Origin of the sequence: Psychrobacter sp. DAB_AL62B, from assembly GCF_028895345.1 — a bacterium.
GTDB lineage: Bacteria > Pseudomonadota > Gammaproteobacteria > Pseudomonadales > Moraxellaceae > Psychrobacter.
The window spans coordinates 161338-186424 of the sequence record NZ_SAXC01000005.1 but is presented as its reverse complement, the minus strand read 5'-3'; the positions used below and the strand labels follow the sequence as shown (position 1 = coordinate 186424).

Below are 25087 nucleotides of genomic sequence, written 5' to 3'. Positions count from 1 at the left end.
TAAATAGTCTGTCAACCCTTTATTCTAATTCGTTTCAACTGGTTATCTGGGTTATAAGTTTGTTAACTTATTTGCCAGCTTCCTTTGCTGAGGTGCGTATTATAGACGCTTTTAATCTGGTGTCAAGAACTTATTTTTAATTGGTGTTAAAGTAAATGTAAACTCTAATGCCAATCTCGCTAAACTTCAGTACTAAGTGATCAATCACTTGCCCTAATAAGTTTAGCTTCGTTCCGATAGGGGCGTATTATACGCAGTTTCAGGAGGGGGTCAAGGGGTTTCGGAAATTTTTCAATCAATGTTAATCACTACTTTAATACTGTTATAGTTATCAATAGCTTGGAATTACCACCTACTTATGATTAACTAAATTTAGCCTATTAATCAATTGTCTTCTTCTTTTATATGGTTACTCAATAGAGTTAATCGGTAGCTACTCGACATTTCATACTCTACTTACAACTTACCCATCTTTTTAAAGAACTCCTTGTAGGCTTCGACTTTTTTATCTAAGCCTAATGGGTACGCTCGCGAGGTTGAGGGTAGACGATATAGTGTTAAGTCGTTAACTTGCTCTGCAATATGACTTTGTTCAGTGTCATGCCACTGGTAAGGATAGTCGATACTTTGATTGGTCTTAGGATACTTGGACTTAGTTGGTGGGGTATTAAGCAAGTTGAGCAGCACCTCTGTTGCCTTGCCTCCTGTGGTGAATAATGATTTTACCTTTGGTACTTGCGGCAAAATGCTATCTAAATCAACAGTCGTCACAACCGTTAGGTTTTTATCAGACGCATTGCCAGTCTCGCGAATTGCTTGTACTACTGTAGGACAAGAAGCAATACCGCGCTCAAACATAAAGGCGCAGATACGCTCAGGATCAAAGCGCTTTTCATCCCCTACTCTAAAATAATCTGCGTCGTCAAAGAATACGCAGCCATATATGCGCCACATGTCATTCTGAAAGTTAGGATAGTGAAACCTCATCGCCCATTTATCAGCGGTGGGTGGAAAACTACCCATCATCATGACCGTCGCATCAGGTGGTAAGACGGGACCGAAAGGATGCGTTTCGATATTTGCTGTTTCTGTATCTAAAGTTTGTGGCCATACAAAGTCGTTAGCAGGTTTTGATAGCGTTGTGTGAGTATTCGATGGGGATTTGGTCATGATATTCTTCATCAGAAAAGTGGTTTTTTTGGTATCATAGCAAGCGTAAACATTGCTCAAAGTGCAATGGCTTTAATATAGCTATATTTTATGGTTATATGACTTGCTATGAACCACTATTTATAATTATTGATTGGTTAATTTGTCTCTTATTACTATAAAAGCTCAGCCGATAGAGTCAAGGCACGATTTGTTAGTGATATGGATGGTTTTATAGATAGCTATATAGTTATAAAGTCGAACATAATCATGAAACAATTTATTTAAAAGCGCTGCGCCGCAATGTATTTATTTGCCGATTGTCTATCTAAATGCCTATATTTTTTATTTTATTAGATTAAATAACGCCCAAGAATCAGACCAAAACTAAGAGACTACTCATGAGTGACTTAAAAATTACCGTAATTGATCATCCGTTAGTACGCCATAAACTCAGCCTCATGCGTGAAAAAGACTGTAGTACTTATAAGTTCCGTACGCTCACCAAAGAGCTGGCACGCTTGATGGCTTATGAAGCAAGCCGCGACTTTGAGATTGAAACTTTTCCAATGGAAGGCTGGTGTGGTGATATTACTGGTGAGCAAATCACTGGGAAGACGGCGACGATTGTGCCGATTCTGCGCGCCGGTATTGGCATGTTGGATGGCGTTCTCGATTTAATCCCAACGGCTAAAATATCTGTTGTCGGCTTACAGCGTGATGAAGAGACCTTGGAGCCCGTACCGTTCTTTGAAAAATTCGTTAGTCATATGGACAAACGTCCTGCGATTATCATTGACCCGATGCTCGCAACTGGTGGCTCAATGATTGCTACTATTGAGATGCTAAAGAAACACGGCTGTAAAAACATTAAAGCATTGGTATTGGTCGCAGCGCCTGAAGGTGTGCGCTTAGTTAATGAAGCGCATCCTGACGTGACCCTTTATACAGCGGCATTAGACAGCCATTTGGATGAACACGGCTATATCATCCCTGGTCTCGGTGATGCAGGCGATAAGATTTTTGGTACTAAGCAAATTTAATATAACTGACAGTTAGAAATAGCGGTTGGAAAGTATGATTAAGCATTGATGGCTACCATTACGACTGCCATTAACAATTTATTATTAATAGCAGTCGTTAATAATAGATTATTAATAACAAGGATGAATGATGAACGTATTAATTACGGGTGCAAGTGCGGGTTTTGGTGAAGCGCTTACGAGGCGTTTGATTGCAAAAGGTCATCGGGTGATTGGTTGTGCGAGACGACTCGATAAGCTTAATGCAATGGCGCAAGAGCTTGGTGATTTTTTCTTACCAGTAGTAATGGACGTTAGTGACACTGCTTCTATTCCACAAATTATTGCTGATCTGCCAGAGGACTTTAAGCAAATCGACGTCTTGGTTAATAATGCTGGACTGGCATTGGGTACAGAGCCTGCGCAAAACGCCAATCTTGATAACTGGATGCGTATGGTCGATACCAATATCAAAGGTCTGATGGCGCTAACTCATGCTGTCTTGCCAGTCATGGTCGCGCGCGATAGTGGTTATATTATCAATGTTGGCTCTATCGCTGGCAGCTGGCCATACTATGGTGGCAACGTTTATGGCGCAACGAAAGCGTTTGTGAAGCAGTTTAGCCTAAACTTGCGCGCCGATTTAATCGGTACACAAGTTCGTGTCACCAATCTTGAGCCGGGCAATGTTGCCGGTACTGAGTTTTCAAACGTCCGTTATCACGGTGATGATGATAAAGCCGCTAAAGTTTATGATGGCTTCAAAACCATGACTGGTGATGATATCGGCGATATCTTGTTATGGTTAATTGAGTCGCCTGCTCATATTAATGTCAATCGTTTAGAGGTCATGCCTGTTGCGCAAACTTATAATGGTCTGACGATTGCTAAGCAAGATTCGTAGAGATGTATATCATAGTTTTATAAGCTGCTAAAAAAACCTTATAAGCTTAATATTTAAAATGTATAAGAAAGCGACCTATAAAGGTCGCTTTCTTTATTGAGCGAAAAATCGCCTATGAAAAACTTACAGTTTAATCAGCTAGTGTTTTAATCAACTCAAACCTTGGCAATTCTTTACCATCTATCGTGACTGTTTCATTAAACATTGCTATTGGTCGAACCCAAACACCGTATTCACCGTAAAGACAACGATAAACAACTAGCATTTCTTCGGTTTCAGAATGCTTTGCCGTATGTAAAACCTGATAAAGACTGCCTTTATAATGGCGATAAATGCCTTGGGGGATGGTTTGAATTTTTTGAGTCATAGTAGAATCCTAATTTTTAATAAATATTAGCGATTAATACAAATAAATAAGGTCGACTTAAATGCCGACCTTATCTTTATTCACTTAATTGTTTATTTAACCTAGCGCTTTTAACCAACCGTCACTTTCGCATACGCTTTCTTACCGGCTTGGATAACGACCGTTTGCCCAGACGTTAAGCTAAAACCACCATCAACCACTTCACCATCTACTTTTACCGCGCCACGTTTAATCATATCTTTAGCAGATGAGCTATTTTTGGCCAGTCCCGCTTGGTTAAGTATTTGGGCAATAAATAGTGCGTCTTGACCTTCCAAGTCTAGTGTTACTTCTGGCAAATCAACGGGTAATTCACCATCGGCTAAAACGTTACCGGCTGATTTATGCGCATTGGCAGCAGCATCGGCATCATGGAAACGTTCAATCAATTCTTCGGCAAGGATACGTTTAATCTCTTGTGGATTGCGACCGTTTTCCATCTCCGCCATTAAAGTTTCCACTTCTTCCATCGGCTTAAAGCTTAAAAATTCAAAATAACGACGGATTAAAGTATCTGGCATCGAGAGGATTTTTTGATACATGGTACCCGGTGCATCATAAATGGCGACATAGTTGCCCAGTGATTTGGACATTTTATTAACGCCGTCTAAGCCTTCTAGAATCGGTACGGTGATACAGACTTGTTGCTCTTGACCGTAACGACCTTGCAAAGTACGACCCATTAATAAGTTAAAGGTTTGGTCAGTACCACCAAGCTCGACATCGGCTTTTAGGGCGATAGAATCATAACCTTGTACCAATGGATAGAGGAATTCATGGATAGAGATAGGCGTTTGCGCCGCGTAGCGCTTGGAAAAATCGTCACGCTCAAGCATACGCGAGACGGTTTGCTGGCTGGCAAGCTGAATCATATCCGCCGCTGTCATGTCATTAAACCACTCGGAATTAAAAACGACACGAGTTTTTTCTTTATCCAAAATTTTAAAAACTTGCTCAGCATAAGTCTTTGCGTTAGCTTTGATTTGCTCGTCTGTTAATGGCGGACGCGTGCTGTTCTTACCAGAAGGATCACCAATCTTGGCGGTATAATCACCGATTAAAAAATAGATCTCATGACCCAAATCCTGAAAATGCTTAAGTTTATTAATCAGAACCGTATGACCTAAATGTAGATCAGGGGCGGTAGGATCAAAACCCGCTTTGATACGTAGCGGACGATTTAGTTTAAGCTTTTTAACTAAATCCTCTTCTGATAGGATTTCTTGGGTGCCGCGCTGGATAAGGGCAAGCTGTTCTTCTAGCGTGTAGATTTGATTGGTCATGATGATCTCTTTATTGTCTTTATCAAAGGGTTGAAGCGTTTGGGCTATTTAGAATTTCGTAGCCATCAAAAAATGTTAGAATTTGGCAGATATACTAGCGTTTTTTAAGGTAAATTGCCATGACCAAGCCCGCATCGATTGCTGATAGTCAGCATAATAATGTTCAAGATATGAGTTTAAATGATGACTTCGATAGCCCTTTAGATAAAAGTCTAGATAATATGGACGATTTAAACTATGCGACTCTGACCGAAGCACTCGAGCAAACTGTGTTTGAGAACTTCGATGATGGCTTATATATTGGCATGATGTCTGGTACCAGTTTGGATGGTATGGATGCGGTTCTTTGTCAATTTAGTACTGATAGAAATACGGAACAAGATACCCAACAACCAATGCGCTTGTTAGCGACTGTTAGCCAAGATTTTCCACCACGTTTACGTGAAGTGTTGTTAGCATTATGTCAGCCTAATGGCGTTAATCAATTAATACCAACGGCGGGTGAACCAAATAGCGAATTAGACTGGTTCGGTTGGGCAAGTAAAGAATATGCGGAGTTTGCCAGCGACGTGGTTAATACGTTATTGCAGCAATCAAATACTGATAGTGAGTCTGTACTGGCGATTGGCTGTCATGGGCAAACGGTGCGTCATCGCCCGCAAATGGGCTTTAGTTTGCAATTAGTCGATGCCAATATTATCGCTGAGCATACTGGTATTAGCGTGGTCAGTGATTTTCGTCGCCGCGATATGGCGGTCGGTGGTCAAGGAGCTCCATTAGTTCCTGCGTTCCATCAAGCATTATTTGCCGCGCCTGACAGCACTCGCGTATTATTAAATTTGGGCGGTATTGCTAATATAACGGTCCTGCCAGCAATCACTGCTAGTAAAGAAAATAGTAATGAAGAAAGCCATAATGAAAAAAAACAAGTCGTTGGCTATGATACAGGTCCCGCGAATTTATTATTAGATGCGTGGACGGCACTGCATACTGACAAGGGTTATGATGCTGGCGGTGCGTGGGCACAATCTGGGCAAGTCGTTGAGCCACTACTCAATCAACTCTTAGAGCATTCGTTTTTTGCTAGAGATTATCCGAAGACTACTGGGCGTGAAGATTTTAATTTAGAGTGGATACAGGATGAGCTACAAAAATTCGATCAAGTATCTGCTCATATTCGTTACTCATCTGCGGATGTGCAAGCAACCTTAACCGAGCTAACAGCCATCAGTGCTAGTGCGCAAATCAATATGTTTATCAACGCTGATGAAAATAGCACGGTATACGTATGCGGTGGCGGTGCACTTAACGATTATTTACTTACGCGATTACAAGCGCATTTACCGCGTTGCAAAGTAGAGACCACTGCCAGTTTAGGACTCGATCCAACGTGGGTAGAAGCAGTCGCCTTTTCCTGGCTAGCAAGACAAACCCTAATGGGCGAAACCGGTAACTTGCCAGCTGTGACGGGCGCAAATAAAGGCGTGGTATTGGGTCAAGTATGTTTTGCCTGATTGATTAAATTTTAGTTTACACACGTGCACTTATGTGTTTTATAATGGCTTACGAAATACCCTCCTCTTCAGACCCGTAAGGACAGGATATATAATATGAGCCAGCACAGCAGCCCATCAAAATCGCAAATCGCTACTACTGATGCAAAACGGCGTCAAAAACCGCCACATTATGAACGCTCTGACGACGCACGCGTAGTAGTCACCGGTATGGGTGCTGTCACACCATTAGGGCTAGATGTCGAGAGTACTTGGAAAAGACTGCTCAATGGTGAGAGCGGTATTGCCACGATTACTCATTTCGATGCAACTGACTATCGCGCGCAGATTGCAGGCGTGGTCAAAGACTTCGATGCCAAGCAATACATGAATGCTAAAGACGCGCGCCGCTATGATGATTTTATGCAATATGCAGTAGCGGCAACCTCAATGGCGTTAGAAAATGCTGGTTTTATTGATGAAATTAACGCCAATGATAGCCCTGTACAAAACGTTGACCAAGAGCGCTTTGGTGTCATCTTAGGGTCAGGTATTGGTGGTATTCAAACCATTGAAGACAGCTGTGCTATGTTAAATGATAAAGGCCCTAAAAAAGTTTCACCATTTATCATTCCAGGCTCTATCGTTAATATGGCAGCCGGACTCGTGGCGATTAAACACACGTTAAAAGGGCCAAACCTTGCGACGTCAACTGCTTGTACGACTGCCACCCATGCTATTGGTCTAGCAGCACGCTTGATTGCTTATGGCGATGCCGATGTCATGATTGCCGGTGGTAGCGAAAAAGGCTCAAGCCCTCTTGGCATGTCGGGCTTTGCAGCGATGCATGCCTTGTCAACTCGTAATAATGAGCCGACTAAAGCCTCGCGTCCTTTTGACAAAGATCGTGATGGTTTTGTGCTCGGTGATGGCGCTGGTGTGGTCGTACTGGAAAGCTTAAGTCATGCCAAAGCACGTGGTGCGACAATATTAGCTGAGCTAGTCGGTTTTGGTATGAGCGATGACGCTAGCCATATTACTGCGCCTCCAGAAGATGGCAGCGGAGCAGCACGGGCAATGCAAAATGCGCTTAATGATGCCGGTATTGAAGCATCCGCTGTTGGTTACGTTAATGCACATGGTACGAGCACGCCTGCCGGTGATGTCGCTGAATCGATTGCTATTGAAACCGTTTTTGCGCCGGTAAAAGATAGCATCTTAGTCAGCTCAACCAAATCTATGACTGGTCACTTGCTTGGTGCCGCTGGTGGTATCGAAGCGATATTTACCGTCCTTGCCTTGCAGCATCAGCATGTACCACCAACGATTAATTTGGATAATGTTGAAGACAACTGTAATCTTGATTATGTCGCCAACCAATCACGTAAAGTGAATAATCTTCAGTACGCTGTATCCAATAGTTTCGGCTTTGGCGGTACTAATGGCTCGCTAATATTTGCACGCTGGCCTGTTAAGCCATAATGCATATATAAAAGGTCACAATATTTGCCGTTGTAACCTTGGTGTCAGATTTGCTACGTTTGTCCACTTGCAGCCCCTTATCATACTTGCGTATGATAAGGGGTAATTTTTGCAACATTTATGGACGATACCATGTCAAGCTACTCATTTTCCCATCAGTTTTATCAGCGCTGGACGTGCGCGCCAGAACCTATACGCGCGTCAATCATCCAAGAGCTGACGGATATCACTACCCTATTACAAGCCGATACACCATTTGAAACCTTTGTATTTAGCACGCATGACTTAGACGCGCATCTTGATGATCTTTATGAAAATCATGAGGCAGAACAAGCGATCGCCAAAGCAATTGCCGATAAACAAGCCGAAGAGCGCACTGTTGCTGAAAAACAACGTCTAGAAGAAGAAAAACAAGCAGACGCTAAGCTGAAAGAAGAGACTAAATTAAAAGAAGCAGCCAAAATTTGTGAAGAATCAGAAGCCGCTCAAAAAGACCAAGAAAAAAATGCGCAGTTAATAGCCGATAAAAACAGTCTTGATAAAACCGTTGCAGCTATTGATGCCAACGATACAGACAAGATAAGTGCTGATAATAATATTGCTAATAGCGACGTTGCCAGTAGTAATGAACATATAGTTACTGAAGACATCGCTACTGGTAAAAACGCTACTGCAGAAATGGTTACTGGCAATAATAACACTGAGAACAGCACTGAGAATGACGCGGTTCACAAACAAAGCAATGCCGCTATTAACGCCATTGATAGCAATATCAAGACGGTCATCGATAAAGCCGTTTCAGACGCAGCGATTCACTTATCTTTAAAAAATACTAAATTGGCCGTCACTCATCCAGAGTTAATCCGTGAGCTTGAGATGCATGTAGATGACTATCTAAGTGAGCAAATGATGCAAATGTCTGAGAATTTAAAATCTTGGCTACGTGCCGAAGTGACTCAACATTTAACCGAGCAAGATAAACCGGTTACTGATGATAATCTACAAAAAAATTAAACACAGCGTCTATACAGCAAAAAGCCCCGTGAATGATTCACGGGGCTTTTTATTTCACGATTAGAAATGAGTTTTTTTACTTTAAATCGCTTGTGTACGTTCGGTCAGCCATTCAAGTGCTAGGCCATCAATGCGGTCTTTTAGCTCGGCATAAACTTGACTGTGATAGTTATTGAGCCAATCTATTTCTACTTGATCCAATAATGAAGGTTCAATCAAGCGCGTATCAATTGGGCAGTAAGTGATGGTTTCAAAGTTTAAAAACTGACCAAATTCCGTCTCAGTAGGATTGCCAACTGGCATATTGACCACCAAGTTTTCGATACGGATGCCCCACTTACCTTCGCGGTATAGACCCGGCTCATTACTGGATATCATGCCTTCTTTCATGGCGCGCTCTTTCGGAGTACTGGCGCTATAAGCGATGACCTGTGGACCTTCATGAACGTTGAGGAAATAACCAACGCCATGACCCGTACCATGACCATAATCCATCTGTGCTTGCCATAAAGGCGCACGGCAAATCGCATCAATTAACGGTGACGCGATACCATCAGGGAAGTGAGCACGTGCTAGCGCAATATGAGCTTTTAGCACCGTCGTAAAGTCACGCTTGTGCTCGCTGTTTACTTGTCCAATACCAACCACGCGAGTGATATCAGTCGTGCCGTTTTGATATTGAGCGCCTGAGTCGATCAATAATAAACCACCTTCACCTGCATTTACATCAAGGTAGCTAAATTTCTCTGGCGTTGCACGATAATGCGGTAGCGCACCATTCTCATTAAAGCCTGCGATGGTTGGAAAACTTGGTGACACATAATGCGGCTGACGACTACGCACGTCAATCAACATACTATCAACATCAAGCTCGCTTAAACGCTCACCTGCCTTTAGACGCTGCTCAAATGCGGCAAAAAACTCACATAATGCCGCGCCATCTTGACGCATCGCTTCACGAACATGATCGATATCTGAATCAGATTTAATTGATTTTAATAAAGTGCTTGGTGCCATTCGCTCAATGAAACCCACACCGTCTGCCATTTGTGATAGCGTACCGACTGCGACTTTACTAGGATCTAATAATAACAAGTCTGCTGGTGTCAGCGTACCCAATGCATTCTGTACAGACTCATAGTCAGCAAGCGTGATACCGCTATCTTTCAAGCTTTGCGCAATATCAGCACTGACTTTATTATTATCAATAAACAATATCGCTTTTTCAGCATCGATGAGCATATGCGCCAAAAATACAGGGTTATAATCGACATCAGCACCGCGTAGATTGGTCAACCAAGCAATGTCATCTAAGCTCGAAAGCAAATGATGTGTCGCCCCTGCTTCTGCCATACCAGCACGGACGGCCGCAAGTTTTTCGCTAGCAGACTGCGCGATAAACTGCTCATCATGTGCATATAAACTGGCTGATGGCAGCGCTGGTCGATCAGTCCATACTTCCGTTAATAAATCACGCTCAGTGATTAAGGTAATGTCATTGGCATCAAACCCATCTAACAATCGGTCTTGCTCAGCGATAGACAGCACATTGCCATCGACTGCCACACTATCGCCCTCCGCCAAATGCTCGGCTAACCAATCGATATGGTTTGGTTGACCAGGCGCAAGTTTTTCCAAGCTGATACCCGTACCATCTAATTGGTCTGCTGCATGTACCCAATAGCGGCTGTCCGTCCACAGACCAGCAAAATCAGCCGTCACAACCAGCGTACCAACCGAACCTGTAAAGCCTGATAACCACTGACGGGTTTGCCAGTATTCTGGTAGATATTCAGATAAATGCGGATCCGCTGATGGCACGATAATTGCCGTAAGATCTTGAGCGGCTAAGCTCTGACGTAAATTATCGATACGATCATGAATGGCTTGTTTGTTCATTGAATGTTTCCTTATTTATTTTGGAGAAATCAGCTTTTAAAAAATGGCGTGAGGCGACTATGGATAGCCGTCTTATTTGGACGAGAAAAATTGCTTTGAGTGTGTAGTCATTATTGAGCAGTCAGCATATAAATCAAACCGCTCAACATATTGAAAACCAGATTTATATAATACTAAATGTAGATAAGACCGTTTATGCAGCTCTTAATAAAGCGGAACATCACTAGATGTTTGGGCAGAAAGCTGGCTTTCAATAGCTTGTGGCAAAACACTCACTAAGTTAAACAATAAAACGTGCTACCACTAATGGTAACACGTTTTATTGTTCATCTTATTATTCAGCTTATTCAACATTGATACTGGTTCTATTAGCCAATAGCGCTTAACGTAAATAACGAAACTTAGACTTTCGAGTTTAACTTATCTTCCTGTTCACTCTTTATTAGCATATTATTAATAGGTTTTGATAATAATAATAATATTACTGCTGTGATTATCAAAAAGACCGTCATCGTGGTAAACAAACCTGGTAACCCTTCAATCTTATCGGCGGTGACGTGACCACCAAAGAAGGCCGCAACCAAGTTACCTAATGCGACAGAAGCAAAGAATAGCCCCATCATCTGGCCTTGCATCCCTTTTGGCGCAAGCTTAGTCATAGCAGACAAGCCAACAGGACTGAGTGCCAATTCACCAAGCGTCAATAGTAACAAGCTACCAACCAACCATAAAGGTGACGCCAGTCCACCAGCATTGGTCAAGATACTTTTTGAGGCAAATATCATCAGCGCAAAGCCTGCCGCGGTAAGCAACATACCAAGCGCAAACTTCACCATACTATTTGGCTCAAGTCCTCGATTGGCAAGCTTGACCCATACAATACTAGCAATGGGTGCTAATATTAAAATAAACAAAGGATTCAATGATTGAAACCAAATACTGGGTATCTCGAAACCTAAGACATTAAGGTCTGTATAACGATCGGCAAACAAGTTAAATGAGGTTGGTTGCTGCTCAAAACTTGACCAAAATAGCGTTGAGCCAATAATCAATATAAAGCAGATCAGCAAACGCAGCTTATCCGTCTTATCTAATCGTGGCGAAATAAACATGATAGCAAAATACCCTATCACCACTGCCGCAATGAGGTATGTCATATACTGTGCGACCATTTCAGGGTTAAATGGCATGATACCAGTCGCCACTAAAACAGTAATGGCAGCAAGTAGTACAAGAAACCCTGCAACCCAACGACCAACGTTTTTGTAAAGCCCAGACGTTTGCTCCCATTCAGGGGCGATGTTTTTGGCACTGGCATAACGATTTAAAGTCTTTTTAGCAGAAAAGCGGTAAATCAGCAGTGACGCTAGCATGCCAAGTCCGCCAACACCAAAACCTACGTGCCACATGCCTTTTTCTTTAAACACCCCAACGATCAGCGCCGCCAATAATGCACCAATATTGATACCCATATAAAACAGGGTAAAGCCGCCATCACGGCGTGCATCGCTTTTAGGGTACAAGGCACCGACCATGACTGAGATACAAGTTTTAAATAAGCCTGAACCCAGCACAATACACATTAAACCGACGAAAAATAGCGTCATACCAAATATAGCAGAGAGTGCTATGCACAGATGACCTAGAGCAATAATAATACTGCCCCACCATAGCGCGCGCTCTTGACCGAGCCAATTGTCAGCCAACCAGCCACCTGGTACTGCCGCTAAATATAATGAACCGGCAAAAATACCATAGATAGCAGAAGCTGTTACTTCATCAAAACCAAAGCCACCACTACCAACGGACGCGACCATAAACAGCACAAGCAATGGACGGATACTATAATAAGAAAACCGCTCCCACATTTCGGTAAAGAACAATGGGCGTAGCGGCTTCGGATGTCCCATAAAACCATCTTCTAGTGAGGCCAATTCGGCAGCACTTACCTCTGTTTGTGATTCCGTGCTCATACCTTTATTCCTTTAAGTACTATTATTATAACGACCAAGCCGCTAATTATTCTGATAGGCGGTCATAAACGCGGGTCATTGTTTCACTTGGTTATAATCAAGTAAAGAAAAAGTTATCTAATAATTACAGAAATACCCACAAAAAAACCCGCTCTCAATCGTTGAGAACGGGCTTTTCGTTAAGTATTGCTGATGACACTATTGAAATAAGAGGCTCATCTGACCTCTCTACAGCAACAATGAGACCTTTAGGTTTTAGAGTCTGAGTATGGTCAGTATCATACTGGAATAGCCCGCTTACTGTGCAGGCGCTGCTTTTTCAGTAGTACCAGCATCTAAGTCGCCATCGGCTTGCTCTGCTGTCAAGTCAGCATCAGCAACTGCTGCCTGACTGACTGTACCAGAGGCAGTGGCGGTGCCCGCTTCTGCAGTAACGACAGCACTATTAGCATCGGCAGTATCTGTAACTGGAGCTGGTGTCACTGTCGCATCAGCTGGCGTATCGGTAGTCGCTGCTGTAGCCGTATCTGCTACTGGCGCGGCGGCTGTTTCAGCTGGCGCAGCTTCTTCAGTTGCAGTTGCCTCTGCTGCTGGCGCTTCTGTAGTCTCAGCAGTAATATGCTCACCCGCTGGGCGCAGAAATCCTGAGATGCCGATAAGTAAGACGATAGCCAAGAATAAGCCAACGCCACCTAAGGCATACAGGAACTCTTTCTTAGGGTTGTTTTCGACAATATGTTCTGACATACCTGATCCACCTTGCACAAAATATTTAAAATATTGGTCTATTATATCGCAATTTATGTCTATTTGTTAAAACCCTTAACTATTTAAAGGTTTTATTGTCGAAAAACTTTAAATCCGATCTATATCAGCACTTTCGACTACTTGACCACACGCGTTCGAGGGGTCGCACGCTTGCCAAGATAGCTTAATAATAGCAGAAGCGCAATCACGATTAAGATGGGGTAATTACCAAAGCGCATAAAAGGTGTATTACCGACTCGCGCCTGAATATCACCGCGTAATACCGTCCGCTCAAATTGCGGCGCACGCTTCACAATACGACCTTTGTGGTCAATGATAGCCGTGACACCAGTATTGGTCGCACGCATAAACCAACGACCGTTTTCAAGCGCGCGCATTTGTACCATTTGCAGATGTTGTAGCGGACCGGCTGACGTGCCAAACCAAGCATCATTGGAGATGGTCAATAAAAAGTCAGTGTTAATAGCGTTTTTGCGGGTGGTATCAGGATAAGCAACTTCATAGCAAACCGCTGCGCCTAAATTATGACCACGCACACGCAGCGGTGATTGGTTGTCACTACCACGACTATAGCTCAAGATTTCTTGACTGCCTGCTAAATTGGGCAAAATATCCAGCAGTCCTTCAAAAGGAATGTATTCACCAAAAGGTACTAAGCGCTGCTTTTTATAAAGCCCTTCTGCTTCAGCACCTAAGGCAATGACACTATTATAAAATGGCGGATACTTATCATTGGCTTCATCAAACGCCGCTTCATCCTTATAAGGAATGCCAGTTACCCATGTGGTATTCGTTTCTTTGGCCATTTTTACCATTTCACTGATAAAGCCAACCGCATCGGTCTGAAACATCGGAATCGACGACTCAGGCCACAGGACGATATCACGCCCCCACTCTGTACTCGTCAACGTTGCATAGATTTTTAGGGTTTCTACTTGATACTCAGTGAGCCATTTTAAATCTTGCGGAATATTGCCTTGAATTAAGGATACCGATAAATCAGGCGTGCCTTTCGGCTTCGTCCATTGTGGATTCATCAACCATAATGCGCTGCTAATAATTAACAAGGCTAAAGATGGAATCATATAGCCGCCACGGCGACGCAGTAGCTCAACTAAACTGGCTGCCAATAACACCGCCACAAAAGAGACGGCAAACACGCCAGCAACTGGTGCTAATGACGATAACCAATACTGCTCAGTAAAAGCATAACCGACAAACAACCACGGAAAACCGGTAAATAGCCAAGTTTTCATCCATTCTTGTAATATCCAAAGCGCGGCAAAAGACAACGGCTGCTTACCGACCACTCGATTAAAAATCAGCGCCAAAAAGCCATGGAACAATCCCATGCCCAAACCCATCAGCGCAATCATAATCAGCGCAAGCCACGCTGGCGTATCACCATAGACGTGAATAGAGGTATATAGCCAAAACGCCCCAACACACCAAAGCCCGGTACCATAAGCCTGTCCAATAGCAAACGCACGCTTACCACTCATCTCTGGCACCAATAACGCGTATAAAATAGCCGGCGATACCAATGCTAGCGGCCAGATATCGTAAGGCGCGAGCGCAAAGATAAACACTGCCCCTGCCAGCAACGCAATCAATAGAGTCAGCACCAAAGGTAAGCCCTTTGGCTTATCGGGGTTCAGACGTTTTTGCAAATCAACAGTAGACAGACGCATAGCAGTTATCCAAAACCTTATTATTCAATAATTTTAAAACTCAATGATGCAGTCAATGTTCAATTTAAAGCCGACACTATTATGATAAATACAGCGTCTAAAAATTAAACCCGCCTATGATAGCAGCCTCCGCCACTCAATAGGTAAATTTGCGTTGTAAAATACCGGTTTTGAAAGCAAAAAAAACACGACCGCAATCGTGTTTTTTGGGATTAATCATTCATAGATTTAATAATAATGTGAATGATAAATCTGGCTGATAAAACTTTTCGATAAATTAATGACTGAAAAACTGGTGGCTAATAAACTAATGACTGCCTATTAACACTTGCGGGTCATCGTTTATTTTAGTCACCTCAAGATTTTGGATAAAACGTCCCTCAACATCGGTAATGATGATTTGCCAATCATCTATGACGACGCTCTCACCTTCTAGATCACCGACGTAGCCTAGCGCCTGCATGACCAAACCACCCATGGTATCGACATCGGTATCATCAAAATCAGAGCCAATCTCATCATTACAGTCTTCAATCGCCGTAGACGCTTGGATGCGCCACGTATTTGGCTTTTCAGGATCGGCGACAATATTATTAATATCACTGTCTTCATCGAAATCATCATGCTCATCGACGATGTCACCGACGATCTCCTCGAGTAAATCCTCCATCGTCACCACACCACCAAAGTTGCCAAACTCATCGACGACAACCGCCATATGGACTTGGGTACGCTGCAACGAGCGTAGCAAGGTATCAGAGCGTGCGCTCTCACTGATATATAGTGGCTGACGTACCAAATCTCTTAAGCGTTTACTATCAATCTTGTCTTCTTGGTCGCGCACCATATGCACCAAAAGAGGAATTAAATCTTTTGCCAATAGGATACCGATGACCGCATCATCATCTTGGCTATCAAATACTGGATAGCGCGAATGGGTCGTCTCAAGAATGATATCCATCACTTCAGCCAGACTGGTGCTTTCATGCAAGCCAATCACTTGCGGACGTGGAGTCATAATTTCACGAACTTGTGTCGCCGGCAGATCGAGCACGCCTTCTAACATGTCCACCGTATCTGGCTCTAAGAATTGGCGTGACTGTTGCACTAAACTAATCAATTCATCACGGGTTTCGGGGGCAGTCGATAGCCAGCGTTTTAAGCCGCGCATCGACCAACTACTCGGGCTGGGAGCATCTTCAGACATGATGGTGTGAGTTAACCTCTTTAGTTAATGGTAATTAAAATAATACATAGAAAATATGTAAAGTGATATATGGAGATTAAAACAATAAATAAAACCGATTACTTATTATTAAAAATAAATGGACCAGCTTAATGAGTTTCACTTTATCGCAAGGCTTACTGACATTCAACGATAAATTCACTCAAATTGTATTGTCAGTGTGTTGCAAACTTTGCTATGGTCAAAGCCTTCATTCCTCAAAATCAACCCTATGTCGCTACGTGCCTTTGTTTCTCGCCTGCTTTCGTCTCATTCAAATAGCCATCGCTCAGATAACGGCTCAGACAGTCATGGCTTAGAAGCTGATAATTTAAATAATGACATAAAGGCTAGCGCACCGAATAGCAATCCGCCAAAGTCTAAATGGCGACATTATCTGCTGCAATTTTTAATTGCGCTCACCCTTATATTGTCCGCCGTTTGGTTATTGCTGGCGATTTGGTACCAATTTGGTGGGCAATCGGTCATAACGTGGCTAACGATAACCCTTATTGTCGGAGTGCTGGCAACTTTACTGGGTATAAATGCTTGGTCAAAAACTGCTGAAAAATTAATGGATAGGCTCACTAGCGAGCGACGCATCAGTAATAAAAAATCCAACGTTAAAAAAACAAACAATAAGAAAACCACAACTAAAAAGACAGCAACCAGATGGTTAGTGGGATTGTACGCTGCTATTTGGGTTATTGGCTTTGGTTGGTTTATGACTATCGAACCCAAGCAACAACGCGACTGGATGCCTGAAGTCAGTGAAAGAGTTACTTACACGCGTGATGCGACCAACCCTGATTTAATTACCCTAACCAATGTACGCAACTTTGATTGGCATAATGCTGACGCTGCCACTGAACGCTGGGAGACGCGCACGATTGATATGTCGAAATTGTCTGGCGTTGATGTGACCAACTCTTACTGGATGGGACCGCTGATTGCGCATACGTTAGTGAGCTTTCGCTTTGAAGATGATCGACCACTTGCCTTTTCATTTGAGATTCGTAAAGAAAATGGGGAGTCGTTTTCTGCACTCGCTGGATTTTTTAGACGTTTTGAGCTCAGCTTAGTCGCCGCAGAAGAGCGCGATATTATTTATACTCGTAGTAATGCGCGTGGTGAGCAGGTTTATCTATTTCCGATCAGTCATTTGCAGCAGCATGAGGTCAAAGCATTATTTGAATCTTATTTGATCGCCGCCGATGAGCTAAATGAAGAACCCACTTGGTATAACACCTTAATTAGTAACTGTACCAATATTATTTTTTATATGGCTCGTATCGTCAGTGATGATCGTCTGCCATGGGATTATCGAATTTGGGTCTCGGGTTGGCTGCCAAACTATCTACACGATGTCGGTATGTTAGATACCAATCCTGAAAAAACAGGACAACCTTGGTCGATGGATACCTGGTATGAGCGCACGCATATCAATCCGAAGGTCAAAGGCTTTCATAATAACAACGACATTCATGGCAGCGAATTTTCTCAGCAAATTCGCCAAGCTATTCCCATTCCGCCACTTGCTGACTCGCGAACTGATGCCAAGGTAGGCGCTAAATCTGCGGCTCAGGCTTCTAACGAATACTGATGACGATTGCTTCTTCTTAATATCACAGCTTTTAAGGGTTGAGATTTTCAAGAGAAAAGGTTAACGCAACTAACGCCTAATACCATTAAGGCTTAACCCAATTCACCACGCGCGTTTCCATCTCTTCATCATCCATACCAATTTCAGTCACACAGCGACCAGCCACGCCGACATTGGCAGCGCGCATTTGTTGTTGCGTGACTACTGCATCTTGGGTCAATAGCAAATGCCAACTGGGTAAGCTTTGACCTTTATACAAGCGCTTATAGGCACAGTGCGACGGTAGCCACATCATTTTTGGCAAGTTCTCAATGTTCAGTTGAATACAATCTGGCACATGCGCTTGGCGCGTGTCGTAATGCTGACAGTAACCGGTCGCACAGTCCATCAGCTGGCAAGTCACATCGGTATATTCGACCATTTCTTCGTCAACATCGCCGTCCTCGTCTTCGTCAATATACTTAATCAAGCAGCAGCTGCCGCAGCCATCACACAAGGCTTCCCACTCGCTATGGTTTAATTCTGCTAGTGTAAAGCGCGACCAAAACTGCGGACGTAATGTTTCAGTTGCTGCATCATCCAACAGCTGATTCATAGCTGATTGTGACCCTGATTTTTCCTGAGCATCCGAATCAACATCAGTAGCTGCATTTAAGCTGGCTTCATATTTATTTAACAAATTTAGCGTCATAAAGTTGCCGTATCATTTTGACAAAGAGCGTTACAGTATTATAGCTGTTTTTGACTAGGTTGGGCGTTAAGGTAGTAAAGGTAAGGAAAATGATCAGTTAAAAATACTCCTACATCACATTCCTAACCCAAAAATCATGACCTAACATTCATAACATAAAAAAAAGGACAACAATATGTCAATTAAGACTTTTGAATTAATCAGTACTACCGAAAATGGCATTCAGCTAATTAGCTATGTCGCACTGCCAGAAAACGCCTCAGATGACAATCCAGTAGCCGGCATTTTAGTCGCACCAGAATGGTGGGGCGTCGTCGAACATCCAAAATCAATCGTTGAACGCTTAGCAGAAGCAGGCTACGCCGCCGTCGCGATGGACGTCTATGGTGAAGGAAAACTCACCACTGATGCGGCTCAAGCCAATATGTGGATGGAGCAAGTACTTGCTGATCAAGATATGCTTATGGCACGCTGTCGTTTAATTCTCAATGACTTTAGTGACCAGATGGCTGTTAATGGCGATAATCTAGCCGCCATTGGCTTTTGCTTCGGTGGCAAAGTCGTCCTCGATATGGCACGTGAAGGCATGCCGTTAAAAGCAGTTGCAACTTTCCATGGCAACCCTTCACCGAAGCAGCCAGCCGATAAAAACTTCAAAGCTAAAGTATTGGTCGCCCACGGTCGCGATGATTCGATGGTATCGATGGAAGCCATAGAAGGTCTCAAATCAGAGCTAGATGCCGCTGATGTCGATTACACTATTGATGTTTATGACAACGCTAAGCATGGTTTCACTAACCCACAAGCCGATGAGCGCGCTGCCAAAAATGGCGTAGATTTGGGCTATAACGAAGCCGCTGCCAAACAAAGCTGGGAAAATATGTTGGAGTTTATGAAAAGCAACTTGGCATAAAGCTTTATAAAATCTTGTTATAAATAACGCAGCAAAAACAAGGGCAGCTTAAATATTAAGCTGCCCTTGTTTTATAAGTAAAACCATCAGTCTTGTGCTTATCGTCAAATAACGTCATTATCACTCTATTATCAGATGGATTGAGTGACGAGGATGCTATATCTATTTATAAACCAGCTTGGTTGGCTGGCTTTTATTGCTTTGTTAATTGTGGTTGTGGCGTTATACGCCAAGATAAATCAGCAGCTCAGGCATTTACGCCGCGATATGGCACAACTACAAGCTGAGCTTGAGCTGCATAAAGATAGCATAGTAGCAGTAAAACCTGCCCATTCTGCTGATATAAGCTTTATTAAAGATAGTAGTTTTGAATCAGAATCTGTAGCAGCACCTGATAGCGCTTCAAGTCCTTGGCCACCAACGCTTACTTCTTCATCATCGTTATCTTCAGAAGAAGAAAAAGTTACTTCTGCGTCATCTACTTTACCTATTTTTGACTCTATTAAAAACCTGCGCTTAAAGTCGAAACCACAAAATTCAACCACTGACATAGAGCCGGACGAACGCTCTTTGCCAATAGTTACTTCCATTATCAGCTCGATTAAAAACTGGTTCTTTGGCGGTAATTTGGTGGTACGTGTCGGAGTCTTAGTATTGCTGGTCGGCGTGGTTTTATTGCTACGCTTACTAAGCGATTATATCGAGATACCAATTACCGTTAAGCTTATTGCGATAGGCATCATTGGTTTAGGGCTAGCAGGATTGGGATTAAAACTGGCAAAAAATCGTTTTGCTTACGGCATTACCTTGCAAGGAGCCGGTTTAGCCATCGCTTATTTAAGTACCTTTTTTGCCTATAGCGTGTATCACGTCATTAGTGGCTTACCAAGCTTTATGGCACTCGGTATATTATCGGCGCTAACGGTTGCTTTAGCGGTGCGCCAAAATGCATTTCCTTTAGCATTATTGGCATTATCGGGTGGCTTTTTTGCGCCAATTTTGACCAGTCAAGATACCGGCAGCTTAACGGTATTATTTAGCTATTACTTATTATTAAATGTGACTATTGCTGCTATCGCCCATTATCGCCCGTGGAAGGTACTTAACTTATTGGGTGTGGGCGTGACGTTTGGGCTGGCATACTATTGGGGGCTCACTGAGAATTTAATAGCAATTATTGATAATCAGCGCTGGGCATTGGTCCTGCTCGTAGCACTACATGTCCTGCTCTATCTATTCGTCGTCATTCGCTATGCTCAGCAAATCATTGCTTATAACAATAGCCATGAGTTGGATGCTAATAGTAAAAATCAAACTGCTGATATTAAGGCGGCTGTTGACATTCAGACCGCTAATATTACTGACCATCAGTATTTATTTCCTATAGATATCGGGCTGCTATTTTCAGTGCCGATATTGGCATTTGGCTTATTTTCAGCGTTATTGAGCGATATCAATCACGCATTAACCTTTGCTAGCGCTATTTTAGCAGCGATTTATTTGGGGCTTGGCTGGACCTTTATTCAGCGTAGTCAGCGCTATACGCTGATTACTGAAGGCATGCTGGCATTAGGATTTGGCTTTTTAGCCTTGGTGATTCCACTGGCGTTAAACGCTGAGTGGATTGCCTTTGGTTGGTCGGTGCAAGGTTTGGCATTGGTCTGGTTTGGCAGGCGCTCATTACGCGCATGGTCGGTATTATTCGGTTTATCGTTACAGCTGATTAGTATTGCTATGCTGTTAAATAACCTTGTTATCACTGTTACGCATTATCCCACGTTGGCATTAACCATTTCTGCCATCAGTGCGCTCGCCAGCGTTTTTATCCTACGTGCCAGCAACTCGCCTATCCTATCTCCTATCGCAGAGATTCAAGATTCAGCACAAGCTACTCATTATTCTGAAAACGAGCTTAACGCCAATCATACGCTGTCAGAATATGCCAAAGCATTAGGTATCAGTGAAACGGCAGCTCAGCAATGGCTTGCCAGTATCAATAGCCAAAGCATAGCATTTAAAGTTATTTGGCAAAGTCCAGTTTTGATACGTCTGCTAACGCTCACCGCGATGGGTTGGCTACTATATGTGTTAAGTATCGATTTTGATCAATGGCTTACCAGTTGGCAATTGGCAACAACAGCACTGATAGCAATGGCAGCTTTAACCAGCTTAATCATTTATTGGCTAATGAATCAGTATCGTTCATGGTCAGAGATCAGACAGTTTAGCCATGGTTTGCTGCTGTTATTTTATGCCATGATCGTACTACAGCTGCCACAAAAATATGAATTTGATTATCAATGGACGACATTTCATTGGCCGATATTTATGACGCTCTTAATCGGCTGGTTAGTCGTTGGGCAACTTTGGTTAAAAACGTGGCATGACAATACTGATATCAATAAAGACAATCATAACAATGCAGAATTAAAAGGCTACGATAGCGCTAGCTGGCTTGGCACTGGAATTATAGTTTTGGCAGAATTGGTACATTATAGATTGCCCGATTCACAAGGGGTGATGACTATCCTTGTACCGGTTGCGCTTATGCTAGCTGGACTCTGGTGGACGCACCGTCATAACTTAATTCAATCCCATCATTCGCCAGAAAAAAACACATCTTCAGCGCTTTCGCTGTACTGGTTTGACTGGCAACAGGCGCTATTAGGTAGTGCCAAAATTTTTGTGCCCATTACATTAGGCTGGGTTATTTTTACCAACTTCTCCTATGATGGCGTGATTTGGGGACTACCCTATTTCCCTTTGTTTAATTTATATGATGTGACGTTATGGCTAATCGTATTTTATGGGTTGGGCGTTTATTTACTCGATCAATCACAGGGCAAGCAATCGCAAAACATCTTAGATGCCATTCCTAAAAATAATACGCTACTCATTATATTGGCGCTGATAGCATTTTGGATATTCTCTAGTATGTTAGTCAGAACGCTGCACGCTTTTATTAATACACCACTATGGATTGTTGATTTCTACGAAAGTATCGGCGGCGCATGGTACAGCGAGCAAGTGCAGACAGGATTGACCATTTTATGGACGTTACTGGCATTGGCTGCAACTATTATTGCCAGTCGCTACCTACAGCGGGCGCTGTGGTTTATGGGTATTGGCTTATTAGGCATCGTCGTGCTGAAACTGGTCTTGGTTGATTTATCACAAACTGAGGCAATTTGGCGAGTCATTTCTTTCCTTGGCGCAGGTAGTTTGATATTGGTGATTGGTTATTTGGCACCCCTGCCACCTGCTCATGATGAGGTCGTAGATGATCCTCAAGGATAGCGACCGTGATAACTGCCACTGATGACGTCAAGAAATTGTAACGTGATAACGCTGGTTCTGTAGTAAACTGAACACCATTAAAAAGTAAATGACGATTGTCTTACTTTTAGCATTTTTTATAAAAGGTTATAAAAGCAAATGGATAAGAGAGTAAGTATTCAGTGGTTCCCTGGGCATATGAACAAAGCCCGCAATGAAATCAAAGAAAACATGCCACAAATGGACGTGGTCATCGAAGTGATTGATGCGCGTATCCCTTATAGTAGTGAAAACCCAATGGTCGCGGCATTGCGCGGCGAAAAACCGGTCATTAAAATCTTAAACAAAGCCGATCTTGCTGATCCCGAATTGACCCAAGCGTGGATGGATTATCTTGAGCAACAAGATGGGGTCAAAGCCATTGCTTGTGACGATAATAAAGCCGATGACGTAAAGCGCATCATCGCCCTTTGTAAAAAACTTGTCCCCAATAAAGTCGGCACGGGTCGCCAGATCAAAGCCATGATTATGGGGGTTCCAAACGTCGGTAAATCGACTTTGATTAATACCCTAGCAGGACGTGCGGTTGCTAGAACAGGTGACGAACCAGCGGTGACTAAGTCGCAGCAGCTAATTAAGCTTGACGATGACATCATGCTCTATGATACCCCTGGCATGCTGTGGCCAAAGGTTGAAAACGAAAACTCTGGTTATCGTTTGGCAGCGACCGGCGGCATTCGTGATACAGCATTTGATTTTGCTGACGTCGCAGGCTATACCGCTGAATATTTGCTTGAAGCCTATCCTGAGCTATTAAAAGCCCGCTATAAAATCGAAGAATTGCCCAAGACGGATTGGGAGTTTTTTGAAATAGCTGGACGTAATCGCGGCTGTGTGCGCGCGGGCAATAAAGTCGATACTTACCGGATGTCTGAGATTTTGGTGAATGAGCTGCGTAGCGGTAAGATTGGGCGTATTACTTTGGAGACGCCAGCTATGACTGAGGCTGAAGAAGTCGTCGTCGCTCAGCAACGCTTAGCAGCAGAAGAAAAAAGAATAGCTAAAGAAGAAGAAAAGCGCCTGCGTCGTTTAAAGACACGTAAGAATCGGAAGTAGCTAACTCTCAATTTGAGCTATACCTATAATTACAGATCATCTTCTTAGAATAAATGGTTAAACATAAACATGAATAAAAAATATCAGGTTTTTATTAGTTCCACATATGAAGACCTCAAAGAGGAACGCGACCAAGCAATTAAAGCTGTATTGGAAATGGGTCATATTCCTGTAGGAATGGAGATGTTTAGTGCTGGTGACGAAGAACAGTGGCAAATTATTGCCAGACAAATTGAAGCTACTGATTATTATGTAGTAATTGTTGGTCATCGCTATGGTTCTGAAACTGATGAAGGTATTAGCTATACAGAAAAAGAATACGATTACGCTAAGGAATGCGGTGTACCTACATTAGGATTCGTTATAGATAACAAAGCACCTTGGCCTCATGATAAAACTGATAATGACTCTGTTAAGAAAGGTAAGTTGGATGTATTTAAAGCCAAAGTAAAGTCAAAACCAATTCATTTTTGGTCTAACAAAGAGGATTTACATGGAAAAGTTTCAATTTCTTTAATTAAAACTATGAATGCCAATCCAAGGGTTGGATGGACTCGTTCTGATGAGGCTATAGGTCCAGAAGTCACTAAAGAAATATCTAGATTAAGCGCAGAGAATGCTCACCTAAGACGAGATATTGAAAAATTAAAAAAAGCTAAGAATAGTCAAGAAAATAAAGTCAAAGAAGTTGCGCGCATTATGTTCGGTAATAAAAGAAGTTTAAGAGTAAGAGAGTCAACAGCAACTCCTTGGGAAGACTCTCATGAGTATATAAATACTTTATTCAGTATCTTTAGATATATAGCGCCCAATCTAATTAACGAAAGTAGTAATTCTAGCATTGCAATAGATATTGCTTTTAATTTACACGGAAACAAGTATTCCCAAGAAACTCCAATCCCAACTAATATGATTTCAGGCTTAATTACTGACTTTGTAGCACTTGAAGTTATTGAGCCCTCAAAAAAGAAGCATACTGTAAGTGATAAGGAAAAGTATTGGACTTTAACTATTTTAGGTAAAGAATTAATAAAAAAATCTAAAAGAATTGAACTAGAAAGTAACTTGAATTCTGGTGAAGATGAACAAGAAACTAAAGATGATAATAGTAAAAAAGATTTGGTCAAATAATCTTCGTTCCACGCGTCAAATATCATAACAACTCTCTCAACAGCTGCA

The 25087-nt window shown here is 42.6% G+C and carries 19 protein-coding genes; 10 read left to right on the top strand and 9 right to left on the bottom strand.

Annotation, left to right across the window (positions count from 1 at the left end; translation table 11 throughout):
- Window positions 1–456 precede the first annotated feature (456 nt).
- Window positions 457–1170, bottom strand: coding sequence for a DNA glycosylase (locus EPB74_RS08950; RefSeq protein ID WP_274903888.1), 714 nt, complete (start codon window positions 1168–1170; stop codon window positions 457–459).
- A 380-nt stretch (window positions 1171–1550) separates the two neighbouring features.
- Here EPB74_RS08950 and upp point away from each other — a divergent pair, with 380 nt between their 5' ends.
- The gene (gene upp / locus EPB74_RS08945) at window positions 1551–2192 is read left to right on the top strand and encodes a uracil phosphoribosyltransferase (RefSeq protein WP_079692758.1); all 642 of its coding nucleotides are present in this window, start codon (window positions 1551–1553) and stop codon (window positions 2190–2192) included.
- Between the two features lie 130 nt (window positions 2193–2322).
- Entirely contained in the window at window positions 2323–3075 is a 753-nt protein-coding gene (locus tag EPB74_RS08940; protein WP_274903887.1) for an SDR family NAD(P)-dependent oxidoreductase, read from the top strand.
- A gap of 130 nt (window positions 3076–3205) precedes the next feature.
- Here the strand turns inward: EPB74_RS08940 and EPB74_RS08935 are convergent, their stop codons facing one another.
- Together EPB74_RS08935 and tyrS are read right to left on the bottom strand one after the other, a co-directional pair.
- Window positions 3206–3442, bottom strand: coding sequence for a DUF1653 domain-containing protein (locus tag EPB74_RS08935; protein ID WP_274903886.1), 237 nt, complete (start codon window positions 3440–3442; stop codon window positions 3206–3208).
- A gap of 110 nt (window positions 3443–3552) precedes the next feature.
- Window positions 3553–4764: a tyrosine--tRNA ligase gene (tyrS, locus tag EPB74_RS08930; protein WP_274903885.1), complete on the bottom strand. Its 1212-nt coding sequence runs from the start codon at window positions 4762–4764 to the stop codon at window positions 3553–3555.
- A gap of 119 nt (window positions 4765–4883) precedes the next feature.
- Between tyrS and EPB74_RS08925 the strand changes: the two genes are divergently transcribed.
- From EPB74_RS08925 to EPB74_RS08915, 3 genes are all read left to right on the top strand, one after another.
- On the top strand, window positions 4884–6278 hold the full coding sequence (locus EPB74_RS08925) for an anhydro-N-acetylmuramic acid kinase (RefSeq protein WP_274903884.1): 1395 nt from the start codon (window positions 4884–4886) through the stop codon (window positions 6276–6278).
- Between the two features lie 96 nt (window positions 6279–6374).
- The gene (fabF, locus tag EPB74_RS08920) at window positions 6375–7739 is read left to right on the top strand and encodes a beta-ketoacyl-ACP synthase II (RefSeq protein ID WP_274903883.1); all 1365 of its coding nucleotides are present in this window, start codon (window positions 6375–6377) and stop codon (window positions 7737–7739) included.
- 132 nt (window positions 7740–7871) lie between these two features.
- Window positions 7872–8753, top strand: coding sequence for a hypothetical protein (locus EPB74_RS08915; protein WP_274903882.1), 882 nt, complete (start codon window positions 7872–7874; stop codon window positions 8751–8753).
- Window positions 8754–8834: 81 nt separating this feature from the next.
- Here EPB74_RS08915 and EPB74_RS08910 read toward each other — a convergent pair whose 3' ends face one another.
- From EPB74_RS08910 to EPB74_RS08890, 5 genes are all read right to left on the bottom strand, one after another.
- Window positions 8835–10652 (bottom strand): aminopeptidase P family protein, encoded by a 1818-nt coding sequence (locus EPB74_RS08910; protein ID WP_274903881.1) that lies wholly within the window; start codon window positions 10650–10652, stop codon window positions 8835–8837.
- Window positions 10653–11053: 401 nt separating this feature from the next.
- Window positions 11054–12625 carry a peptide MFS transporter gene (locus EPB74_RS08905; protein WP_274903880.1) on the bottom strand — a complete coding sequence of 524 codons (1572 nt, stop codon included), beginning with the start codon at window positions 12623–12625 and terminating at the stop codon, window positions 11054–11056.
- Between the two features lie 297 nt (window positions 12626–12922).
- Window positions 12923–13372, bottom strand: a complete 450-nt coding sequence (locus EPB74_RS08900) for a hypothetical protein (RefSeq protein WP_274903879.1) — start codon at window positions 13370–13372, stop codon at window positions 12923–12925.
- 137 nt (window positions 13373–13509) lie between these two features.
- Window positions 13510–15084, bottom strand: coding sequence for an apolipoprotein N-acyltransferase (gene lnt, locus EPB74_RS08895; protein ID WP_079692769.1), 1575 nt, complete (start codon window positions 15082–15084; stop codon window positions 13510–13512).
- Between the two features lie 307 nt (window positions 15085–15391).
- Window positions 15392–16291 (bottom strand): CBS domain-containing protein, encoded by a 900-nt coding sequence (locus EPB74_RS08890; protein ID WP_079692770.1) that lies wholly within the window; start codon window positions 16289–16291, stop codon window positions 15392–15394.
- Between the two features lie 199 nt (window positions 16292–16490).
- On the opposite strand from EPB74_RS08890, the gene EPB74_RS08885 reads away from it, so the two are divergent.
- Entirely contained in the window at window positions 16491–17912 is a 1422-nt protein-coding gene (locus EPB74_RS08885; RefSeq protein WP_274903878.1) for an Lnb N-terminal periplasmic domain-containing protein, read from the top strand.
- A gap of 85 nt (window positions 17913–17997) precedes the next feature.
- Here the strand turns inward: EPB74_RS08885 and EPB74_RS08880 are convergent, their stop codons facing one another.
- Window positions 17998–18507: a YcgN family cysteine cluster protein gene (locus EPB74_RS08880; RefSeq protein ID WP_446740033.1), complete on the bottom strand. Its 510-nt coding sequence runs from the start codon at window positions 18505–18507 to the stop codon at window positions 17998–18000.
- A gap of 271 nt (window positions 18508–18778) precedes the next feature.
- Here EPB74_RS08880 and EPB74_RS08875 point away from each other — a divergent pair, with 271 nt between their 5' ends.
- The 4 genes from EPB74_RS08875 (at window position 18779) to EPB74_RS08860 (ending at window position 25039) form a co-directional block, all read left to right on the top strand.
- Window positions 18779–19516 (top strand): dienelactone hydrolase family protein, encoded by a 738-nt coding sequence (locus EPB74_RS08875; protein ID WP_089555316.1) that lies wholly within the window; start codon window positions 18779–18781, stop codon window positions 19514–19516.
- Between the two features lie 153 nt (window positions 19517–19669).
- On the top strand, window positions 19670–22813 hold the full coding sequence (locus EPB74_RS08870; protein ID WP_274903876.1) for a DUF2339 domain-containing protein: 3144 nt from the start codon (window positions 19670–19672) through the stop codon (window positions 22811–22813).
- Between the two features lie 138 nt (window positions 22814–22951).
- Window positions 22952–23908 (top strand): ribosome biogenesis GTPase YlqF, encoded by a 957-nt coding sequence (ylqF, locus tag EPB74_RS08865; protein ID WP_274903875.1) that lies wholly within the window; start codon window positions 22952–22954, stop codon window positions 23906–23908.
- 69 nt (window positions 23909–23977) lie between these two features.
- Window positions 23978–25039, top strand: coding sequence for a DUF4062 domain-containing protein (locus EPB74_RS08860; RefSeq protein WP_274903874.1), 1062 nt, complete (start codon window positions 23978–23980; stop codon window positions 25037–25039).
- The last annotated feature ends 48 nt before the right edge of the window (window positions 25040–25087 follow it).